Here is a 15,700-nt window from a genome sequence, read left to right as displayed (position 1 = left end):
GCGCGTGAGCGAGCCAGCGGCGCGGGGAACGCTCGGAACCGTTCGCAACGCCGTACTGCTGCTGAACCTTCTCTCCGAAGGCCCGGCTTACCAGCAGCTCACCGATCTCGCCGAACGCTCCGGGCTGACCGTACCGACGGTGCACCGGCTACTGCGCTCACTAGTGCTGGCCGACCTCGTGGAGCAAGATCCCACGTCGTCGCGGTACGGCCTCGGCCCCGAGGTGGCCCGGCTCGCCCAGCGCTACCTCGGCCGGCTCCCCAGTCTGGGTGCGCTCTCTCCGTATCTCCTCCCACTTCGCGACACCATCGGACATACGGTGCACGTCGCCGTGCTCGTGCGCGGACATGTCGTCTATGTCGACCGGGTCGACGGCTCCGATGGTGGTCTCTACCGCGACACTCACCGGGTGCATCCCGCTGTCGAGACCGCGGCCGGCCGAGTGCTGGCCGCCCGGGCCGACCCGGAGGCCTGGCGGCAGGCGCTCGACACGCTCCCCCTCGACCAACGTCAACGTGCGGAAAAGCGCCTCCAGGAGTGGCGCGAGGCACCACATCTCGCCACCACCGGCGGCGAGCCGGACGAGCCGAGCGAGGTCGCCGTCCCGGTACTCGACGGCTCCGGCCGGGCCATCGCCGCCCTCGCCGCCACCCTGCCCCCGGCCGCCTCGGACGAACTCATCGCCACGATCGCCGGGCACCTCGCCCGCGCGGCGCGGGCTGCCGGAAGGACGCTCAGCCATGGCTGAGCGTCAGGTGCCGGCCGACCTCGAGCCGTGGGCCGCCATCGCCGACCAACTCGCCTGGAGCCAGCCGTGGACCACGCTGTACACCCCACAAGGGCGCTATGGCCGGTGGTTCGACGGCGGCCGATTCAACCTGTCGGTTAATTGCGTCGACCGGCATCTCGGCGGTCGAGCCGACCAGCCCGCCATCCTCTGGGAGGGCGAACCTGGTGACCAGCGAGTCCTCACCTATCAGCAGCTACATGACGACGTGACGGCGCTGGCAGGTGCGTTGCGCGCGTTGGGCGTCGAGTCCGGCGGCCGGGTCGCGCTCCACCTGGCTTGGCTCCCCGAGGCGGTCGTGGCTCTGCTCGCCTGCGCCCGCATCGGCGCCATGGTGGCCATCCTCCCCACCCCGCTGCCGGCCGAAGCGCTGGCCGTGCGGCTAGCCGACTTCCAGCCGCGGGTGCTATTCACCCAGGATGGAGCCTGGCGGCACGGCACCATCCTGCCGTTGAAGGCACGTGCCGACGAGGCGCTCAGCGCCGTTGGCGGAGTGGAGCACACGGTCGTCGTCCGCCGCACCGGTCTTACCACCGAGTGGTACGAGGGAGACCGCTGGCTCGACGATCTCGTAGCCGGGCCGCGGCCCAGCGGTCCCGAACGTGACACCACCCCGGCCGCGCTCGATCCCGAACATCCGTTGCTCGCCACCCATCTCGCCAACCGCCGCGGGCGGCCGGTGTCCATCCTGCACGGTGCGGCCAATCTGGCGGCATCGTCGCTGGCGGTGCATCGGCACTCGGTCTGCGACGGCGAGGTCTTCTGGTGCGCGGGTGACGTCTCCTGGCTGGGCACCCAGGCCCATGGCATCCTTGGCCCACTGCTCGCCGGCACCACCGCGGTGATGTTCGAGGGAATGCTCGACGTTCCCACCCGACACCGAACGTGGGAGATCGTTCGCCGCTATCACGTGTCCACGCTGCTCACCACGCCAACCGTCGTCAGGCTGCTACGTGGCTGGTCACAACGGCCCCCAGCGCCGGAGGTCGTCGCCACCCTGCGCCGGGTGGTCATGATGGCCGAACCGATCGACCCGGAGCTGGTCCGGTGGCTAGCCGACGACGTCGGCGGTGGCCGGATCACCGTCGGCGACGGGTGGGGACAGGTTCAGCTCGGTGGGATCGTCAGTGTCGACCCCCCGGTTGACGCACGCGGCGCTCCGGACCCCGGCTATGCCATCGTCGACAACACCGGCGCCGAGCTGCCCGACGGGCATAGCGGTGAGCTGGTCATGAACCGGCCATGGGCCGGAATGCTGCGCGGCATGGAGGGCAGCGGAGTCGACGAGGCCATGCGCACGGATCACTGGCACCGCGCGGGGGCTTACTCCACCTACGACATCGCTCGCCGCACCGACAGAGGCACACTGGAGTTTCTCGGCCGGATCGATGAGGTCGTCAGCGTGTCCGGCCAGCTGGTGTCGCTGAGCGAGGTCCGGCAGGTGCTGCTCGAGCACCCGTTCGTCGTCGCAGCCGAGGTCTTCGAGCGGGCCGACCCTCGGCTTGGCCGCTCGCTGGCCGCGGCGGTCCAACTCACCGAGGGCGTCCAGGCAGACGCGGCCGCCGCGGGCGAACTCCTCGACACCGTCCGGGAACTGCTCGGCGGCCTGGCCAGGCCGCGTGGTCTGGCCTTCGTCGATCACATCGGCGACCATCTGAACCAGGCCGACCTCCGGCGGGCGCTGGCGTTCCTGTTGGCCCGCGCCGGCGAGGAGCCGGTGCACCTCACGTGGAAGCAGATCTTGGCGGCTTCGGTAGCCACCCGCGGGTGATCCGTCGCTACGAGCCCCATTCCGGAGTCCCGCGCCAGGATCCCGCGCGAGCAGGATCAGACGTCACGGCACGCGGCGGTCGACGAACAGCGCCTGCGTCACCAACCCGATCGGGCCGGCCGTGTCCGCGAGCTCCGCGTGGGTCAGGCCCGCGCCCGCCTGGTCGATCCGGCTTTCCGCGTCGAGCAGCATCCACTCCCCTTCCATCACCCGGTGGATCGTCAGCGACAGCGACGTGGGCACGAAGAGCCATTGGCCGTAGTCCAGCTCGGCCGACAACCCGTTGGCCGAGTCGGCCACCACACACACCCGTTGCAAACCCGTCGACTCTTCCCCGTCGACCAGCGGCAACAGCACCCGGGTCCAGACCTTCGCCGGTCCGGTGGCCTCGAAGCTGCCCTGGACGAAGCGCCACTCGATCGAACGGCCGTATCCCCAGGTGTCATCGAGCCCAGGAAAGTAGCGGGTGGGTTGAGCGGCCGGGATCTCCGGCAGGTCCCGATCGATGCCGGCCGCCGTAGCGCCGGGACGCATCCTCATCCGCCATCCGCGAGCCAATGCGATGGTCCGCTCGCCGTCGATACGTAGCTCGGCCTCGAGCATCTCGACCCGACGGCCGGGACGGACCACCCGTGCGGACACCCTCAGCTCACGTTGTGGCGCCGCACCGAGGAAGTCCACCGCCAGCCGGGTGACGGCCATGTCAGGGTCGGGTTCACACTGCTCGATGGCGCGGGCCAGGAGGGCGGCTACCGGACCCCCGTGCTGACTTCCGGCGTCCCACGGACTGGTAGTGGCCACGGTAGGTAGGAAGCGATCCTGTCCGAGCGGCCGGTAATAGCTTGTTTCGGTCATCGGTGGCCATTCTCCTTCCCGCACGGCCCACTCCACAAGCCGGCGCCAATAGCACATGAACCACACAACCGTTGACAACCGGATAAACCGTTCGACACACAAGAAGCCGACATCCTTGAATTTCCCTTCACGAATTCCGCTCGGCTGTTAGTGTCCGACGGGACGCGAACGCGAGGGGAAGATCATCATGGCGATGGCCATCACCACCAGGCGGACCGGCTCATCGACGCGCCGCAGCCGAGCCGGGGGCGCCGGCACGGCTGTGCCTGCCCAGCGCGGAATGGCACCTGAAACGTCGGACACTCCACTGGTTCGGTCAACTACCGTGGGCGAGCCGCTGCGAGACCTTCCGGTCGTCCGCAGCATGGGCGGAGTCCTGGAGTACACATCCACCGACATTCCGCTGGACTCCGATTCTGGGAACGCGGGCGCGCCCACGTCCGCACTTCCGTCCGTACCCGCCGAGATCTTTCGGGTACGCGGGGGTGACCGGATCCGGTTGCGCACACCCGCGCAACACCGCTCGACGGGTGAGACCAGCTGGACCACTGTCGACATACCAACCGACTATCCCGCCGGGCTCCACTGGCATCACCCGCAGGTGGCATCGTCGCCGGCGCGGCTACCGGGGCTGGTCATCGTCGAGGGCGACATCGATGACCTAGACGGCATTACTCATGCCCGCGAGCGCACCATGGTGCTGGCGCCGGCCGGTTCTCTACCCGGCCAGGTGACACCCCCGCCGCCACCACCGCCGGCCACCGGCGAACCTCCCATGACACCCCGCCCCACCTTGCCGGCCACCCTCACCACTGCGGTGAACGGCCAGATCCTGCCCGACATCGACATCCAACCGGGCGAGATCCAGCGCTGGCGGATCGTCAACACCGAACCCGAGCGGGCCATCTGGCTACATGTAGAAGGCCACTCGATGTACCAGATCGGCCAGGACGGGGTTCCGTTCACGCAGCCCCGAGCCACGCACGCGGTGATGCTCCACCCTGGCAACCGCGCCGAGGTCTTGGTGCGCGCCACCAAACCCGGCCGCTATCGGGTGTACGCCGAGCGATACCACCAGGGAGACCCGGGTGGAGTTCGGCCCACAGCCCTACTGGCCACCATGGCCGTCGCCGGCCGCCCGATCTTCAACCGCCTGCCCCGCACCCTCGGTGCGGATCCGGTCGAGCCGACCGGCTCGGTAGCCGTACGGCGCACGGCGCACGTCGGCGCGGACCCACGCGGCGCCGGTCCCCGAGCCGTCGTCGATGGCAACGTCACCGACCTCGATCGGCTGGCCCGCCGCGGCACAACCGGCACCGTGGAAGAGTGGACACTGGTCAATGACGACACCGTGCAGCATCCGGTGCACGCCGGCGGGTACTGGTTCCACGTGATGGACGTGCAGGGTGTCCCGGCCGGCGATCCGTCCTGGCAGGCCTCTCCGCACGTGTGGTGGGACACCTATCGGCTGCCTCCGAAAGGGCAGGTCACCCTCCGGGTTTATCTTCGCGCCGGCATCTCCTGACCGGCTCATCGCGGCGGCCCGGCACGGTGGTGACGGGCTGACCAGCACTGCTTGCAAAACAGGAGCAGTTGCCCCTACAGTCTGCCCAGTTGCACATTGCAAGCAGACGGAGCCGTCCACCATGCCTCATATCCCCGCACCCGAACACTCGGAGATCATGCCGCCCTCGGCGGCGTGGCCGCCCAACGGTGCAGCCTCGCCTCCTGAACCTGCCTCGTGGGAACAGGCCCTCTCGTCGTTCACCAGCGGAGGGGGGTATTGGCTGGCCACCACAACCCCGACTGGCCGGGCCCAGGTGCGTCCCGTGCTAAGTGTCATCGTCGATGGTGTCCCACATTTCAGCGCGAGCGAACAATCCCGCAAAGCCAGAAACCTCGCAGCCGATCCCCGCTGTTCGATCACCACCAGCGGCACATCATTCGACGTGGTCATCGAAGGCGCCGCCGAGATCGTGTCCGCCGAAGCGCATCTTCACCGGGTCGTCGAGGCGTACGACGCTCGATATGGTTGGCGACCTGACGTGCGTGCCGGACAACTGTGGGCCGACGGCGCTCCCACCGCGGGCCCGCCACCGTACCTCGTCTATCGGATCCAACCGGCGACAACCTACGGATTCCCGACCGACGAGTCATCGATCCCGACGCGCTGGCGCTTCTCCCCGCCCGCCTGACCTACTCGCTCGCGGCGGCATCGACAGACGCGCCGCTCATGTCCGCGATCTGCCGCCGCCACGCCGCGGCTCAGGGGCTCGGATCGGTGTACGGGCTGACCAGGCCGGTCTGGTAGGCGATCACCACGAGCTGGGCCCGGTCCCGCGCCCCGAGTTTGACCATGGCATGACTGACGTGGGTGCGTGCCGTGGCCGGACTGAGGAACAGCTCGGCGGCGATCTCGGCATTACTCAGTCCCCGCCCGACGAGGGCGAGGACCTGTCGTTCCCGCTGCGTGAGCGCGGACAGCCGCTCCTCAGCCACCTGACCAGCGACCCGCACGACGGTGAACTGTTCGATGAGCCGACGGGTGATGCTCGGCGCCAGCAATGCGTCTCCGCCGGCCACGACGCGGATACCGTGCAGCAGCTCCGACGGGCCGGCATCTTTCAACAAGAAACCACTGGCCCCCGCCTGGAGCGCCTCGAAGACGTACGCATCCGTGTCGTAGGTGGTGAGGATCAGCACCCGCACCTGCTCGAGGCCGCGGGTGGCGGAGATCCGCGCCGTCGCCTTGATCCCGTCGAGTTGGGGCATCCGGATGTCCATGAGCACGACGTCGGGACGGGTCGCACCAGCCAACTCCACCGCCTCGAGGCCGTTGGTCGCCTCCCCCACCACCTCGATGTCGTCCTCGACGTCCAACAAGACCTTGAACCCAGTGCGCACCAGCATTTGGTCATCCGCCAGCAAGACGCGGATCGGTTGTCCGCTCACGGCCGCACCACTCCAGCCGGCGCCAGCGGCAACCGCGCCTCCACCTCGAAACCGCCCTCCGGCAGCGGCCCGGCGGTGAACCCACCACCAAGCAGCTCACACCGTTCACGCATGCCAACGATTCCTTTGCCGGGCTCGGTGTCGCCCACGGCAGGTCCCGCGTCCGGGCTGCGCCCGTCGTCGACCACGCGGATGGTGAGCATGCCGTCGGCGCACGTGATGGTGATGGTGACCCGCGTTGGCCCAGCATGGCGAATCACGTTGGTCACCGATTCCTGCAGGATACGGTAACCGGCGCGGTCGACCGCCGTTGGCAGCTCAGCGGGAAGTGCGCTGGTCTCCGCCTTGACGTCAAGCCCGGCCTCGCGGGCCACGGTGATGAGATCGTCGATCTGGCCCAGGCCCGGGCTGGGCACGCGACCGTGATCACGGGTTCTCAACACCCCCAGCACCACGCGCATCTCGTCCAATGCCTGAGCGCTAGTCTGCTCGATGGTCTCCAAGGCTTCCCGGGCCCGCTCGGGCCGCTTGTCCAGCACGTGAGCCGTCACTCCGGCCTGGACGTTGATGATGGCGATGGAATGCGCCACGGTGTCGTGGACCTCTCGGGCGATCCGCAACCGTTCCGCGTCCACGCGCCGTCGTGCCTCCTCGTCCCTGGTCCGTTCCGCCAGCTCAGCCCGCTGCTCAGCCTCGACGGCGATCACTCGTCGAGACCGTACCGACTCACCCAGGGCGGCAGCCATCACGGAGGCACCAATCCGGAAGACGACCCAGCCCATCGCCGCAGCCGGTTCGATGTCCACCGCGGCCAGCAGCCAGCCGACGGCCAGGACGGTAATCCCGATGGCGACGATCCGCACCGACCGCCGCCCGTCGCCGTACGCCGTCACCGAATAGAGGGCGACGAACAGGGCCAGCCAACCAGGTCCGTCCGGGAAGTCGAGCGTGTAGTACAGCAAGCTGACCAGAGCGGTGAAGACGAAGACGGGCACCGGCCACCGTCGCCGAGCCACCAGCGAGAGGCCGCTGACGACGAGCAGAACCGAACCCAGATGGCCGAAGTCGGACAATGCCCGCGCCGCCACCTCGCTGTCGTGCGCGGCCCGGTGGGTTCCTTGAATCTGCATGACGGCGATGAACGCAGCCAGCAGCCCGTCCTGCACCCATGCAGGCAGGCGAGACAAGGCCGCGGGTCGCCACATGCGGCGATCCTAACCCGCGCGGTCAGTCCAGGAGATCCGCTCGACGACGTAGTCAGCTACGACGACGAGCGCGGTTGCCCTGCCTGAACCTACCCCGACCTGCGCAACCGACACCGCCTGTCACCCGACGACACCACGGGGTCGGTGTCGAGACGATCGCTGTGATCCCACTCGACCATGACCGGAGGCTTCGATGACAGACGTGGTGTCCACCGTGGACCGTGACCCGAGACCGGTCACGGTGCCCACCCGACCCGGGCCACTCGGCCGGCTGGCCGGCGTGGCGTTCCGCAACCGGGGGCGGATGATTCTGGCCTGGGTGGCCGCCGCAGCCGTCGCGGTCGGCCTATCCGCGGCCTTCGGTGCCGACTTCTCCGTCAACCAGGGAGTGCCCGGCTCCGACTCCGCTCAGGCACAGGACCTCCTCGACGACCGCTTCCCCGCCCAGGCCGGCGACCGGGTCGACGTCGTCGTGAGCGCACCCGACGTCACCGACGCGCAAGTCCAGGGCGACGTCGCCACGCTGCTGAGTGAACTCGAAGGCCTGCCGCGTGTGGTATCGGTCAGCGACCCATACACCAGCCCGGGGGGTGTCTCGCCAGACGGTGACATTGCCGTCGCCCGCCTCTACCTCGACGTCACCAACCCGAACGACATGCCCGTCGAGGACACCGAACGGCTGCTCGCGGCGGCCGAAGCCGCCGAGCGGGACGGCCTCGACGTCGCCCTAGGCGGCCAGACGATTCAGAACGCGCAGGAACAAGAGGTTGGCTCGGAGATGATTGGGCTCACCGCCGCGGCCATCATCCTGCTGATCATGTTCGGATCCGTGGTGGCCGCCGGGCTGCCGCTGATCATGGCGCTCAGTGGGCTCGCGGTGAGCGTCAGCCTGGTGGGCCTCCTAGCGGCGCTGACCGACGTGCCGGACTTCGCGCCCGTCCTCGGCATGATGCTCGGAATCGCCCTCGGCATCGACTACGCCCTGCTCATGGTGACCCGGTTCCGGGAATGGCGGGCGATGGGCCTCGACCCGGAGCGGGCCACCGTCGCCACCCTGGATACGGCCGGACGCGCGGTATTGGTGGCCGGCGGCACCGTCATGGTCAGCATGGCCGGGCTGTTCGCCATGGGCCTGTCGGTGATCAGCGGAGCCGCACTCGTGGCCATGGTGGCCGTGTTGGTCGTCGTCATCGCCGCCGTCACGCTCTTTCCCGCCTTGCTCGGCTACTTCGGCGGCCGCATCGACCGGTTCCGGCTTCCGGTGGGCCGACGGCGCCCGATCCGGCTCACCTCCGACGGCCACGTCGCACCGGCACCCGGCTGGACCCGGTGGACCCGACTAGTGCAGCGCTACCGAGTGGTCGCGACCGTGGCCACGACCGCGCTGCTCCTCCTGCTCACGATTCCATTCTTCGGCGCCCACCTGGGGCTTCCGGACGCCGGCAACGATCCTGAAGGCAGCTCCAACCGACAGGCGTACGACATGCTCGCCGACGGCTTCGGCCCGGGCTCGAACGGTCCGTTGCTGGTGGTAGCCGACCTGTCCGCGGGCGACAATGGCACCACCGTCCCGCAGCTGCACAGCAGCATCATGTCGACGGACGGGGTGGCCGGCGTGGCACCGCCCCAGCTCGCACCGGCCGGCGACGCTGCGCTGATCACCGTGTTCCCGACGACGGGCCCGCAAGAGGCGGCCACCGAGGACCTCACTCGGGTCATACGCGACGACGTCATTCCAGCCACCGTCGCCGGCACGGACACCACGGCACACGTCGGCGGCCGGGTGGCAACCGTGATCGACATCAACTCCTCCATCACCGACCGGCTCCCCTTCCTGATCGGCGGCGTGGTGGCGGTATCGATGCTGCTCCTTCTGGTCGCGTTCCGGAGCGTGGTCATCGCGGTCACCGCTGCCGTGATGAACCTGATCTCGGTGGCGGCAACCTACGGCGTCGTGGCGTTCTTCCTCGAAGGTGGCTGGGCTGGGCAGCTCATCGGGATCGACACCGCCACCCCGATGGCGGCGTTCCTACCGGTGATCATGTTCGCCATCCTCTTCGGGTTGTCGATGGACTACGAGGTGTTCTTGATCAGCCGGATGCGAGAAGCATGGGTCCGGCATCGAGACAACGGCCGCGCCATCACCGAAGGGCTGGCCAAGACGGGGCGGGTGATCACCGCGGCCGCCGCCATCATGATCGTGGTCTTTGCCGCGTTCGTCCCGAACGATCAGGTGTTCATCAAGGTATTCGGGATAGGTATGGCCACGGCGATCCTGATCGACGCCACCGTGGTGCGGATGCTGCTCGTGCCGGCGGTGATGCACATCCTGGGCCGGTCCAACTGGTGGCTACCGCGGGGCCTGGACCAGCGGATGCCTGAGCTCAACGTCGAGGGCCGCCCGGAGATGTTCGTTCCACGACCCGATCTCACGCCAGACCCCGCACCATCCCGCTAACCCACCCCGTTGTGCACCTGATCTCCGTTTTGTCACCTGATCGTTTCGGTGGCGACGATCAGGTGCACGACGGACGGCGTTTACCCTGCTCAACGGCCCAATCGCGGACCCGACCTCATCTCACGATATGGGCGAGCTGTGGATCAGATGCATAAACGGTGCGCCACGGCGCGTTTGTGCATCTGATCGTCGTGGTGACGCAAACCCTGACACACCGGAAGCTCTAAGGCGATCGTGCTGTGCGCCGCCTCGGCTGGCAGCGCCCCTTCCACATCGCTCGGCGGCGGCACCGTTCAGGTTGCGGTGGAGACTCTCTGGCGTCCGGCATGTAGCTGCTGGGCGATCAGATGCACAACGCAGCACAAACGGCGCACAAATGCATCTGATCGGCCGACGTTCACATGCCGAGACGCGATCAGATGCACCCCGGTCGGCCGTCGCCCGCGCTCAGCGCACCTGATCGTCCCCACCGAAACGATCAGGTGCACAAACGGAGATCAGGTGCAGTATTACGGGGAGGGGGCGGCGGCGTGGGCGGGAGTGCCGGTGCGGTCGATGGTGGCGGATCCGATCACCCGGTCACCGTCGTACAGCACCACGGCTTGCCCCGGAGCAACACCCTCCTGCGGCGCCTCGAACCGGACCCGCACCACGTCGCCGTCGACCTCGGCGATGGCCGGCGCCGCCTCGCCGTGCGCCCGGAACTGCGCCGCACACTCCACCACACCCGCAAGAGCAGCACCCGGCCAGCGTGGCGAGACACCGACCACCTCGTCGACGGCCAGGTCTTCGCGGGCGCCGACGGTGACTCGGCGGTCGACGGGTGAGATGTCGAGCACGTATCGAGGTTTCCCGTCCGGCGCCGGACGTCCGAGGCGCAGGCCTTTACGTTGGCCGATGGTGAACGCGTACGTGCCATCATGTGCGCCGAGCACCTCACCGGAGGTGTCGACCACCTCACCGGGGGCCTCGCCCAGCTGGCCGCGGAGGAACCCTGCGGTGTCGCCGTCGGCGATGAAACAGATGTCGTGGCTGTCTGGTTTGCGCGCTACCGCCAGCCCGCGCCGATCAGCCTCGTCGCGGACCGCCGATTTCGGGCTGTTCCCCAAGGGGAACTCGGCATGCGCCAGCTGCTCGGCGGTGAGAACACCCAGGACATAGGACTGGTCTTTCTCCGGATCCACCGCACGGTGCAGTTCTCGTCCGCCCGGGCCGTCGACGATTCGTGCGTAGTGCCCGGTGCACACCGCGTCGAAGCCGAGGGCCAGCGCTCGGTCCAGCACCGCCGCGAACTTGATCTTCTCGTTGCAGCGTAGGCACGGGTTGGGGGTCCGGCCAGCGGCGTACTCGGCGACGAAGTCGTCGACGACGTCGGCCCGGAACCGCTCGGCCAGGTCCCAGATGTAGAACGGGATCCCCAACACGTCCGCCGCCCGCCGGGCATCACGGGAGTCTTCCAGCGTGCAGCAGCCACGCGCCCCGGAGCGAAAGGATTGGGGGTTCGACGACAGGGCAAGGTGGACACCGGTGACGTCGTGCCCGGCCTCGACCATCCGCGCGGCCGCCACGGCGGAGTCGACTCCGCCGGACATCGCCGCCAACACTCGCATTCGTGACTCCATCATTCTCGGTAACGGGTGCCCGGCTCACCACCACTGGCCAGCCCGGCGGTACGGGCCCGCTCCACGGCCGGGCCGATCGTGTCGAGTAACGCGTCGACATCGGCCGGTGTGGATGTACGCCCCAATGAGAAACGTAGCGAACCCCTGGCCACGGCCGGGCTCACACCCATGGCCAGCAGCACGTGTGACGGTTGTGCTACCCCCGCCGAACACGCGCTGCCGGTGGAGCAATGAATACCGGCCGCGTCCAGCAACAACAGTAGCGAGTCGCCTTCACATCCCGGAAACGAGAAATGCGCCAGACTCGGCAGGGATAGCTCCGGGTGACCGTTACGCACGGCGTCGGGAACGGCGCGGTGAACGCCGTCGGCGAGGGCGTTGCGCAGCTGACGCAGGTGCCCGGCGTGCTCGTCGAGACGGTTGACGACGGTGGACACCGCGGTGGCGAGCCCGGCGAACGACGGTGTGTCGAGGGTCCCGGAACGGACGTCGCGTTCCTGGCCCCCGCCATGCTGTACCGGCGTCAACTCGGCCTCGCGACGTACCAGCAGTGCTCCCACACCGATGGGGCCGCCCACTTTGTGCCCACTGATGGTCATGGTGTCGAGGCCGCTGGCGGCGAAGTCGACAGGGACCTGTCCCACCGCCTGGACGGCGTCGGAGTGCACCGGAATGCCGTACTCGGCGGCCAGTGCGACGACGTCCCGCACCGGCTGAACCGTGCCGACCTCGTTGTTCGCCCACATCACCGTGATCAACGCCACCGACGCGGGGTCCCGCCTGACCGCGGCGGACGCGGCATCGACGTCCAGCCGGCCGTGTGCGTCGACGGGTAGCCATTCGATCTCTGCCCCTTGCGACTGCCCCAGCCATTGCACCGCGTCGAGGACGGCGTGGTGTTCGATCGCCGAGGCCAGGACGCGCACCCGCCGCGGATCGGCCGCGCGCCGCGCCCAATACAGGCCTTTTACGGCGAGGTTGTCCGCCTCGGTGCCGCCCGACGTGAACACGACCTCGCCCGGCCGCGCCCCTAATGCGGCGGCCACGGACTCCCGAGACTCCTCGACCAGTTTGCGCGCCTGCCGGCCCGCGGCATGCAGCGACGACGGGTTGCCGAGGGTGGTCATCGTCGCCGTGACGACCTCGATCACCTCGGGGAGGATAGGGCTGGTCGCGGCGTGGTCCAGGTAGACGCTGCGCTCGCTCATATCGACTCCAGTCTACGCGGCGCCCACCCTCTTCCCCCGTTCCCATGATCATGAACACTTTCCCGGGCTATCACCCGGGAAAGTGTTCATGATCATGGGAGCGGGGGGAAGCTTGCGACGGCTCCCACGACGACGTCCCAGAACCGCTCCCGATCCAGTTCGACGGCCACTCGTGTTGTGTCCGGACGCCCGGACAGGTGATGCAGGTCGACGACGGTCGCTCCAGCGGTGTGCTCGCCGCGAGTTTCCACGACCACGGGGGCGTCCACACACCGCACCAGCGACGGGTCGATCACCCGCGCCACGGCAACCGGATCGTGCAGCGGCGGCGCCGGCATCCCCCACAGCTCCCCGTACGTCGAGCCGAAGAAGGTCATCATCTGCACACACGTGTCGGCCAGCGGGGTGCCGATCGCCCGCAGCCGCTGCACCACGTCGTCGGTGACCAGCGCCTGATGGGTGATGTTGAGCCCCACCATGGTGACGTCCAGCCCGGAGCTGAAGACCTCGTCCGCCGCCTCCGGGTCGACGTAGATGTTCGCCTCCGCGTACGGCGTGACGTTGCCCCGGCCGGTGGATCCGCCCATGAGGACGATCTCCCGGATCCGCGACCGCACGTCCGGGTGTTCACGCAGCAGCAACGCGATGTTGGTGAGCGGGCCGGTCGGGATCAGCGTCACCGGCTCCGGATGGGCCCGCAGCGTCTCGGCGATGAGTTGCACGGCGGGCCGGCCGTCCAGAGCCACCGTCGGCTCGCCGAACGCCGGGCCGTCGAGTCCGGACTCGCCATGAACGTCGTCGGCGATCCGCAGCGGCCGGGCAAGCGGTGTGTCGGCTCCGGCCGCGATAGGTACGTCGTCGATCCCGGCGACGGTGCAGACCCGCCGGGTGTTGAGCACACACTTCTCCAACGTCTGGTTGCCTGCCACGACGGTGATGGCCAGGAGGTCGACGCGTGGATCGGCACGGGCCAGCAGGATGGCCAACGCGTCGTCGTGCCCCGGGTCCACGTCGAGGACAATCGGCACCGGCATGATCAGTCTCCCTTCGCCAGCCAGGTGATCGCCCGGCCGAAGAGGGTGCGGTAGCCGTCCCAGTCGAGGAACTCCTCCGGGCACCAGTGCGGAGCGATGTCCGACGCCCAGGCCAGGCTGCGGCCTTCGCCCACCGGACGTACCGCCAGCAGCGGATCGTCGCCGACTCGGGCCAGCACGGTCGCATCGTCGGTGGCGACGAACCGGTTGTACCCCAGCAACGCCGGCCAGGTAGCGCTCAGCCCCGCGGTGATGGGGTGCGCCGGATCGGCCACCACCGGTTCGATGCCCTCGGGGGTCTCCACTCGGTCGTCGTACGGCGAGATCACGCTGGGCAGCACCGCCTCTACCGGTGTACCCCGCCACATCGCCTTACCCTCGAAACCCTGGAAGCTCAGGTACCCGCCGGCCATCATCAGGCCGCCACCATCGCGCACCCAGTCGGCCAACATCACCAGCCGGTTGGTGGTGCGTTTGCCGTGTATCCACGTGTCCGGGTGCAGCAGGATGCTATTGGCGCCGATGTCGGAGAGGATCACCACGTCGACGCCGGCCAGGTCGGCCCGGCTAGCGGGAAACCGCTCCGGGACCTCGTGCGCGGGGAGGTAATCAACCTCCACTCCTTCGGCGAGCAACACGTCCCGCAACGGGTCCACACCCGTGTGGAAGGTCACCGAGGTGAAGGCGTCGTATCCCTTGTAGTGGGTGGCTTCGCTCACCCAGGACTCGCCGGCGATGAGTACGCGCGTCATCCGTTGTCTCCTGTTACGTGTTCAGCGGCCGCCTCGAAGACGGCTCGTGGGTTGTCTACCAGCAACGATGTCGCTTCGGCTTCGGTCAGGCCGTGCCGGACGAGTGCCGGCAGGAACGACGTCTGGACGTGGGTGTAGCCGGGCCCGCCATAGGTCGACAGCAGCGTTTTGATGAAGATGTCCTGCGACAGCAGCACCTGACCGCCATATCCGGCCCGGGCTAGCCGCACGATTGCCGCGGCCACCTGTTCGTCGTCCGGGGCTGCCCCCTCGCCGGGGAACCGGTGATCCATGCCGAGCATGTCGAAGGACAACCAGGTGCCACGCGCCGCTAACGCGTCGAGGTAGCCGGGGTCGTCGTGTGCCGGGTTCAGGTGGGAGAGGACGACGTGCCGCTCCGGGCAGCCCTCGCCGGCGACGATGTCGAGCACCCGGTGCCCCAGCCGCTGCCAGCCGGGGAGATGGACCGACAGCGGCACTCCGGTGATCACCTGGGCCCGTCCAGCGGCTCGCAGTACCTTCTCCTCGACGGCGGTAAGCTCCGGGCCGATCCCGATCTCACCGATCAGTCCGGGCCGCACGCCGTCTATTCCTTCGGCCAGTTCAACGGCGAACCGTTCCGCCAGCTCGGCCACCGAGGCACCCGCGACCGACGGTGGATGGCTGCGCCGCAGGTAGTAGCCGCTGCCCATGACGATCCGCACGCCGCTACGCCGGCTGATCTCCCGCAGCGCTCCCGGAGCCCGGCCGATCCCGTCGGTGGTCTGCTCGACCACGGTGCCGCCACCGGCCGCCGCGAACGCGGCCAGTTCTGCGACGGCGACATCCACGTCGTCGAGCGAGCAGTTGTCTTTGCACACGTAGGGGTCGGTGCGCAGCCGTTCCCTGAGCTCGACGGTGACCGGCGCGTCGACGAGTTCCCACGCGGCGGTTTCCTCCGGCCCGGGGCGGCGCCACGCACTCGCATTGTTGTTGATCACGTGTTCATGCATGAGGGTGACACCAAGCCCGGCCGCCTCGACCGGGCCCGTCACCGTCATCACCTGCACCATCGCG

13 protein-coding genes are annotated in these 15,700 nt (G+C 68.6%); 5 read left to right on the top strand and 8 right to left on the bottom strand.

Annotated elements, in window-relative coordinates; genetic code table 11:
* The first annotated feature begins 4 nt into the window (after positions 1-4).
* Positions 5-748, top strand: a complete 744-nt coding sequence (locus G8760_RS24460; protein ID WP_166355469.1) for an IclR family transcriptional regulator — start codon at positions 5-7, stop codon at positions 746-748.
* Entirely contained in the window at positions 741-2,558 is a 1,818-nt protein-coding gene (locus tag G8760_RS24455) for an AMP-binding protein (protein ID WP_166355468.1), read from the top strand. The genes G8760_RS24460 and G8760_RS24455 overlap by 8 nt, the downstream gene beginning before the upstream one ends.
* 63 nt (positions 2,559-2,621) lie before the next feature.
* Here the strand turns inward: G8760_RS24455 and G8760_RS24450 are convergent, their stop codons facing one another.
* The gene (locus G8760_RS24450) at positions 2,622-3,413 is read right to left on the bottom strand and encodes a thioesterase family protein (protein ID WP_166355467.1); all 792 of its coding nucleotides are present in this window, start codon (positions 3,411-3,413) and stop codon (positions 2,622-2,624) included.
* Between the two features lie 325 nt (positions 3,414-3,738).
* On the opposite strand from G8760_RS24450, the gene G8760_RS24445 reads away from it, so the two are divergent.
* Together G8760_RS24445 and G8760_RS24440 are read left to right on the top strand one after the other, a co-directional pair.
* Positions 3,739-4,938, top strand: a complete 1,200-nt coding sequence (locus tag G8760_RS24445) for a multicopper oxidase family protein (RefSeq protein WP_166355466.1) — start codon at positions 3,739-3,741, stop codon at positions 4,936-4,938.
* 121 nt (positions 4,939-5,059) lie between these two features.
* Positions 5,060-5,608: a pyridoxamine 5'-phosphate oxidase family protein gene (locus G8760_RS24440; RefSeq protein ID WP_207782682.1), complete on the top strand. Its 549-nt coding sequence runs from the start codon at positions 5,060-5,062 to the stop codon at positions 5,606-5,608.
* 70 nt (positions 5,609-5,678) lie between these two features.
* On the opposite strand, the gene G8760_RS24435 is transcribed toward G8760_RS24440, so the two are convergent.
* Both G8760_RS24435 and G8760_RS24430 read right to left on the bottom strand, forming a co-directional pair.
* Entirely contained in the window at positions 5,679-6,365 is a 687-nt protein-coding gene (locus G8760_RS24435) for a response regulator transcription factor (protein ID WP_207782681.1), read from the bottom strand.
* Entirely contained in the window at positions 6,362-7,570 is a 1,209-nt protein-coding gene (locus tag G8760_RS24430; RefSeq protein ID WP_166355465.1) for a sensor histidine kinase, read from the bottom strand. The genes G8760_RS24435 and G8760_RS24430 overlap by 4 nt, the downstream gene beginning before the upstream one ends.
* Positions 7,571-7,763: 193 nt before the next feature.
* Here G8760_RS24430 and G8760_RS24425 point away from each other — a divergent pair, with 193 nt between their 5' ends.
* Positions 7,764-10,028, top strand: a complete 2,265-nt coding sequence (locus G8760_RS24425) for an MMPL family transporter (RefSeq protein ID WP_166355464.1) — start codon at positions 7,764-7,766, stop codon at positions 10,026-10,028.
* Positions 10,029-10,537: 509 nt separating this feature from the next.
* On the opposite strand, the gene mnmA is transcribed toward G8760_RS24425, so the two are convergent.
* The 5 genes from mnmA to G8760_RS24400 form a co-directional block, all read right to left on the bottom strand.
* Positions 10,538-11,638, bottom strand: coding sequence for a tRNA 2-thiouridine(34) synthase MnmA (mnmA, locus tag G8760_RS24420; RefSeq protein ID WP_166355463.1), 1,101 nt, complete (start codon positions 11,636-11,638; stop codon positions 10,538-10,540).
* Positions 11,639-11,649: 11 nt separating this feature from the next.
* Positions 11,650-12,858, bottom strand: coding sequence for a cysteine desulfurase family protein (locus tag G8760_RS24415; protein ID WP_166355462.1), 1,209 nt, complete (start codon positions 12,856-12,858; stop codon positions 11,650-11,652).
* Positions 12,859-12,950: 92 nt separating this feature from the next.
* Complete coding sequence (locus G8760_RS24410; RefSeq protein WP_166355461.1) at positions 12,951-13,892, bottom strand: nucleoside hydrolase; 942 nt, start codon at positions 13,890-13,892, stop codon at positions 12,951-12,953.
* 2 nt (positions 13,893-13,894) lie between these two features.
* The gene (locus tag G8760_RS24405) at positions 13,895-14,644 is read right to left on the bottom strand and encodes a glutamine amidotransferase (RefSeq protein ID WP_166355460.1); all 750 of its coding nucleotides are present in this window, start codon (positions 14,642-14,644) and stop codon (positions 13,895-13,897) included.
* Positions 14,641-15,684 carry a phosphotriesterase family protein gene (locus G8760_RS24400; protein ID WP_207782679.1) on the bottom strand — a complete coding sequence of 348 codons (1,044 nt, stop codon included), beginning with the start codon at positions 15,682-15,684 and terminating at the stop codon, positions 14,641-14,643. The genes G8760_RS24405 and G8760_RS24400 overlap by 4 nt, the downstream gene beginning before the upstream one ends.
* Positions 15,685-15,700: the final 16 nt, after the last annotated feature.

Origin of the sequence: Phytoactinopolyspora limicola (genome assembly GCF_011320225.1) — a bacterium.
GTDB classification, from domain to species: domain Bacteria; phylum Actinomycetota; class Actinomycetes; order Jiangellales; family Jiangellaceae; genus Phytoactinopolyspora; species Phytoactinopolyspora limicola.
Note: the sequence above shows the minus strand (reverse complement) of the source record. Positions and strands in the feature narration are given on the sequence as shown.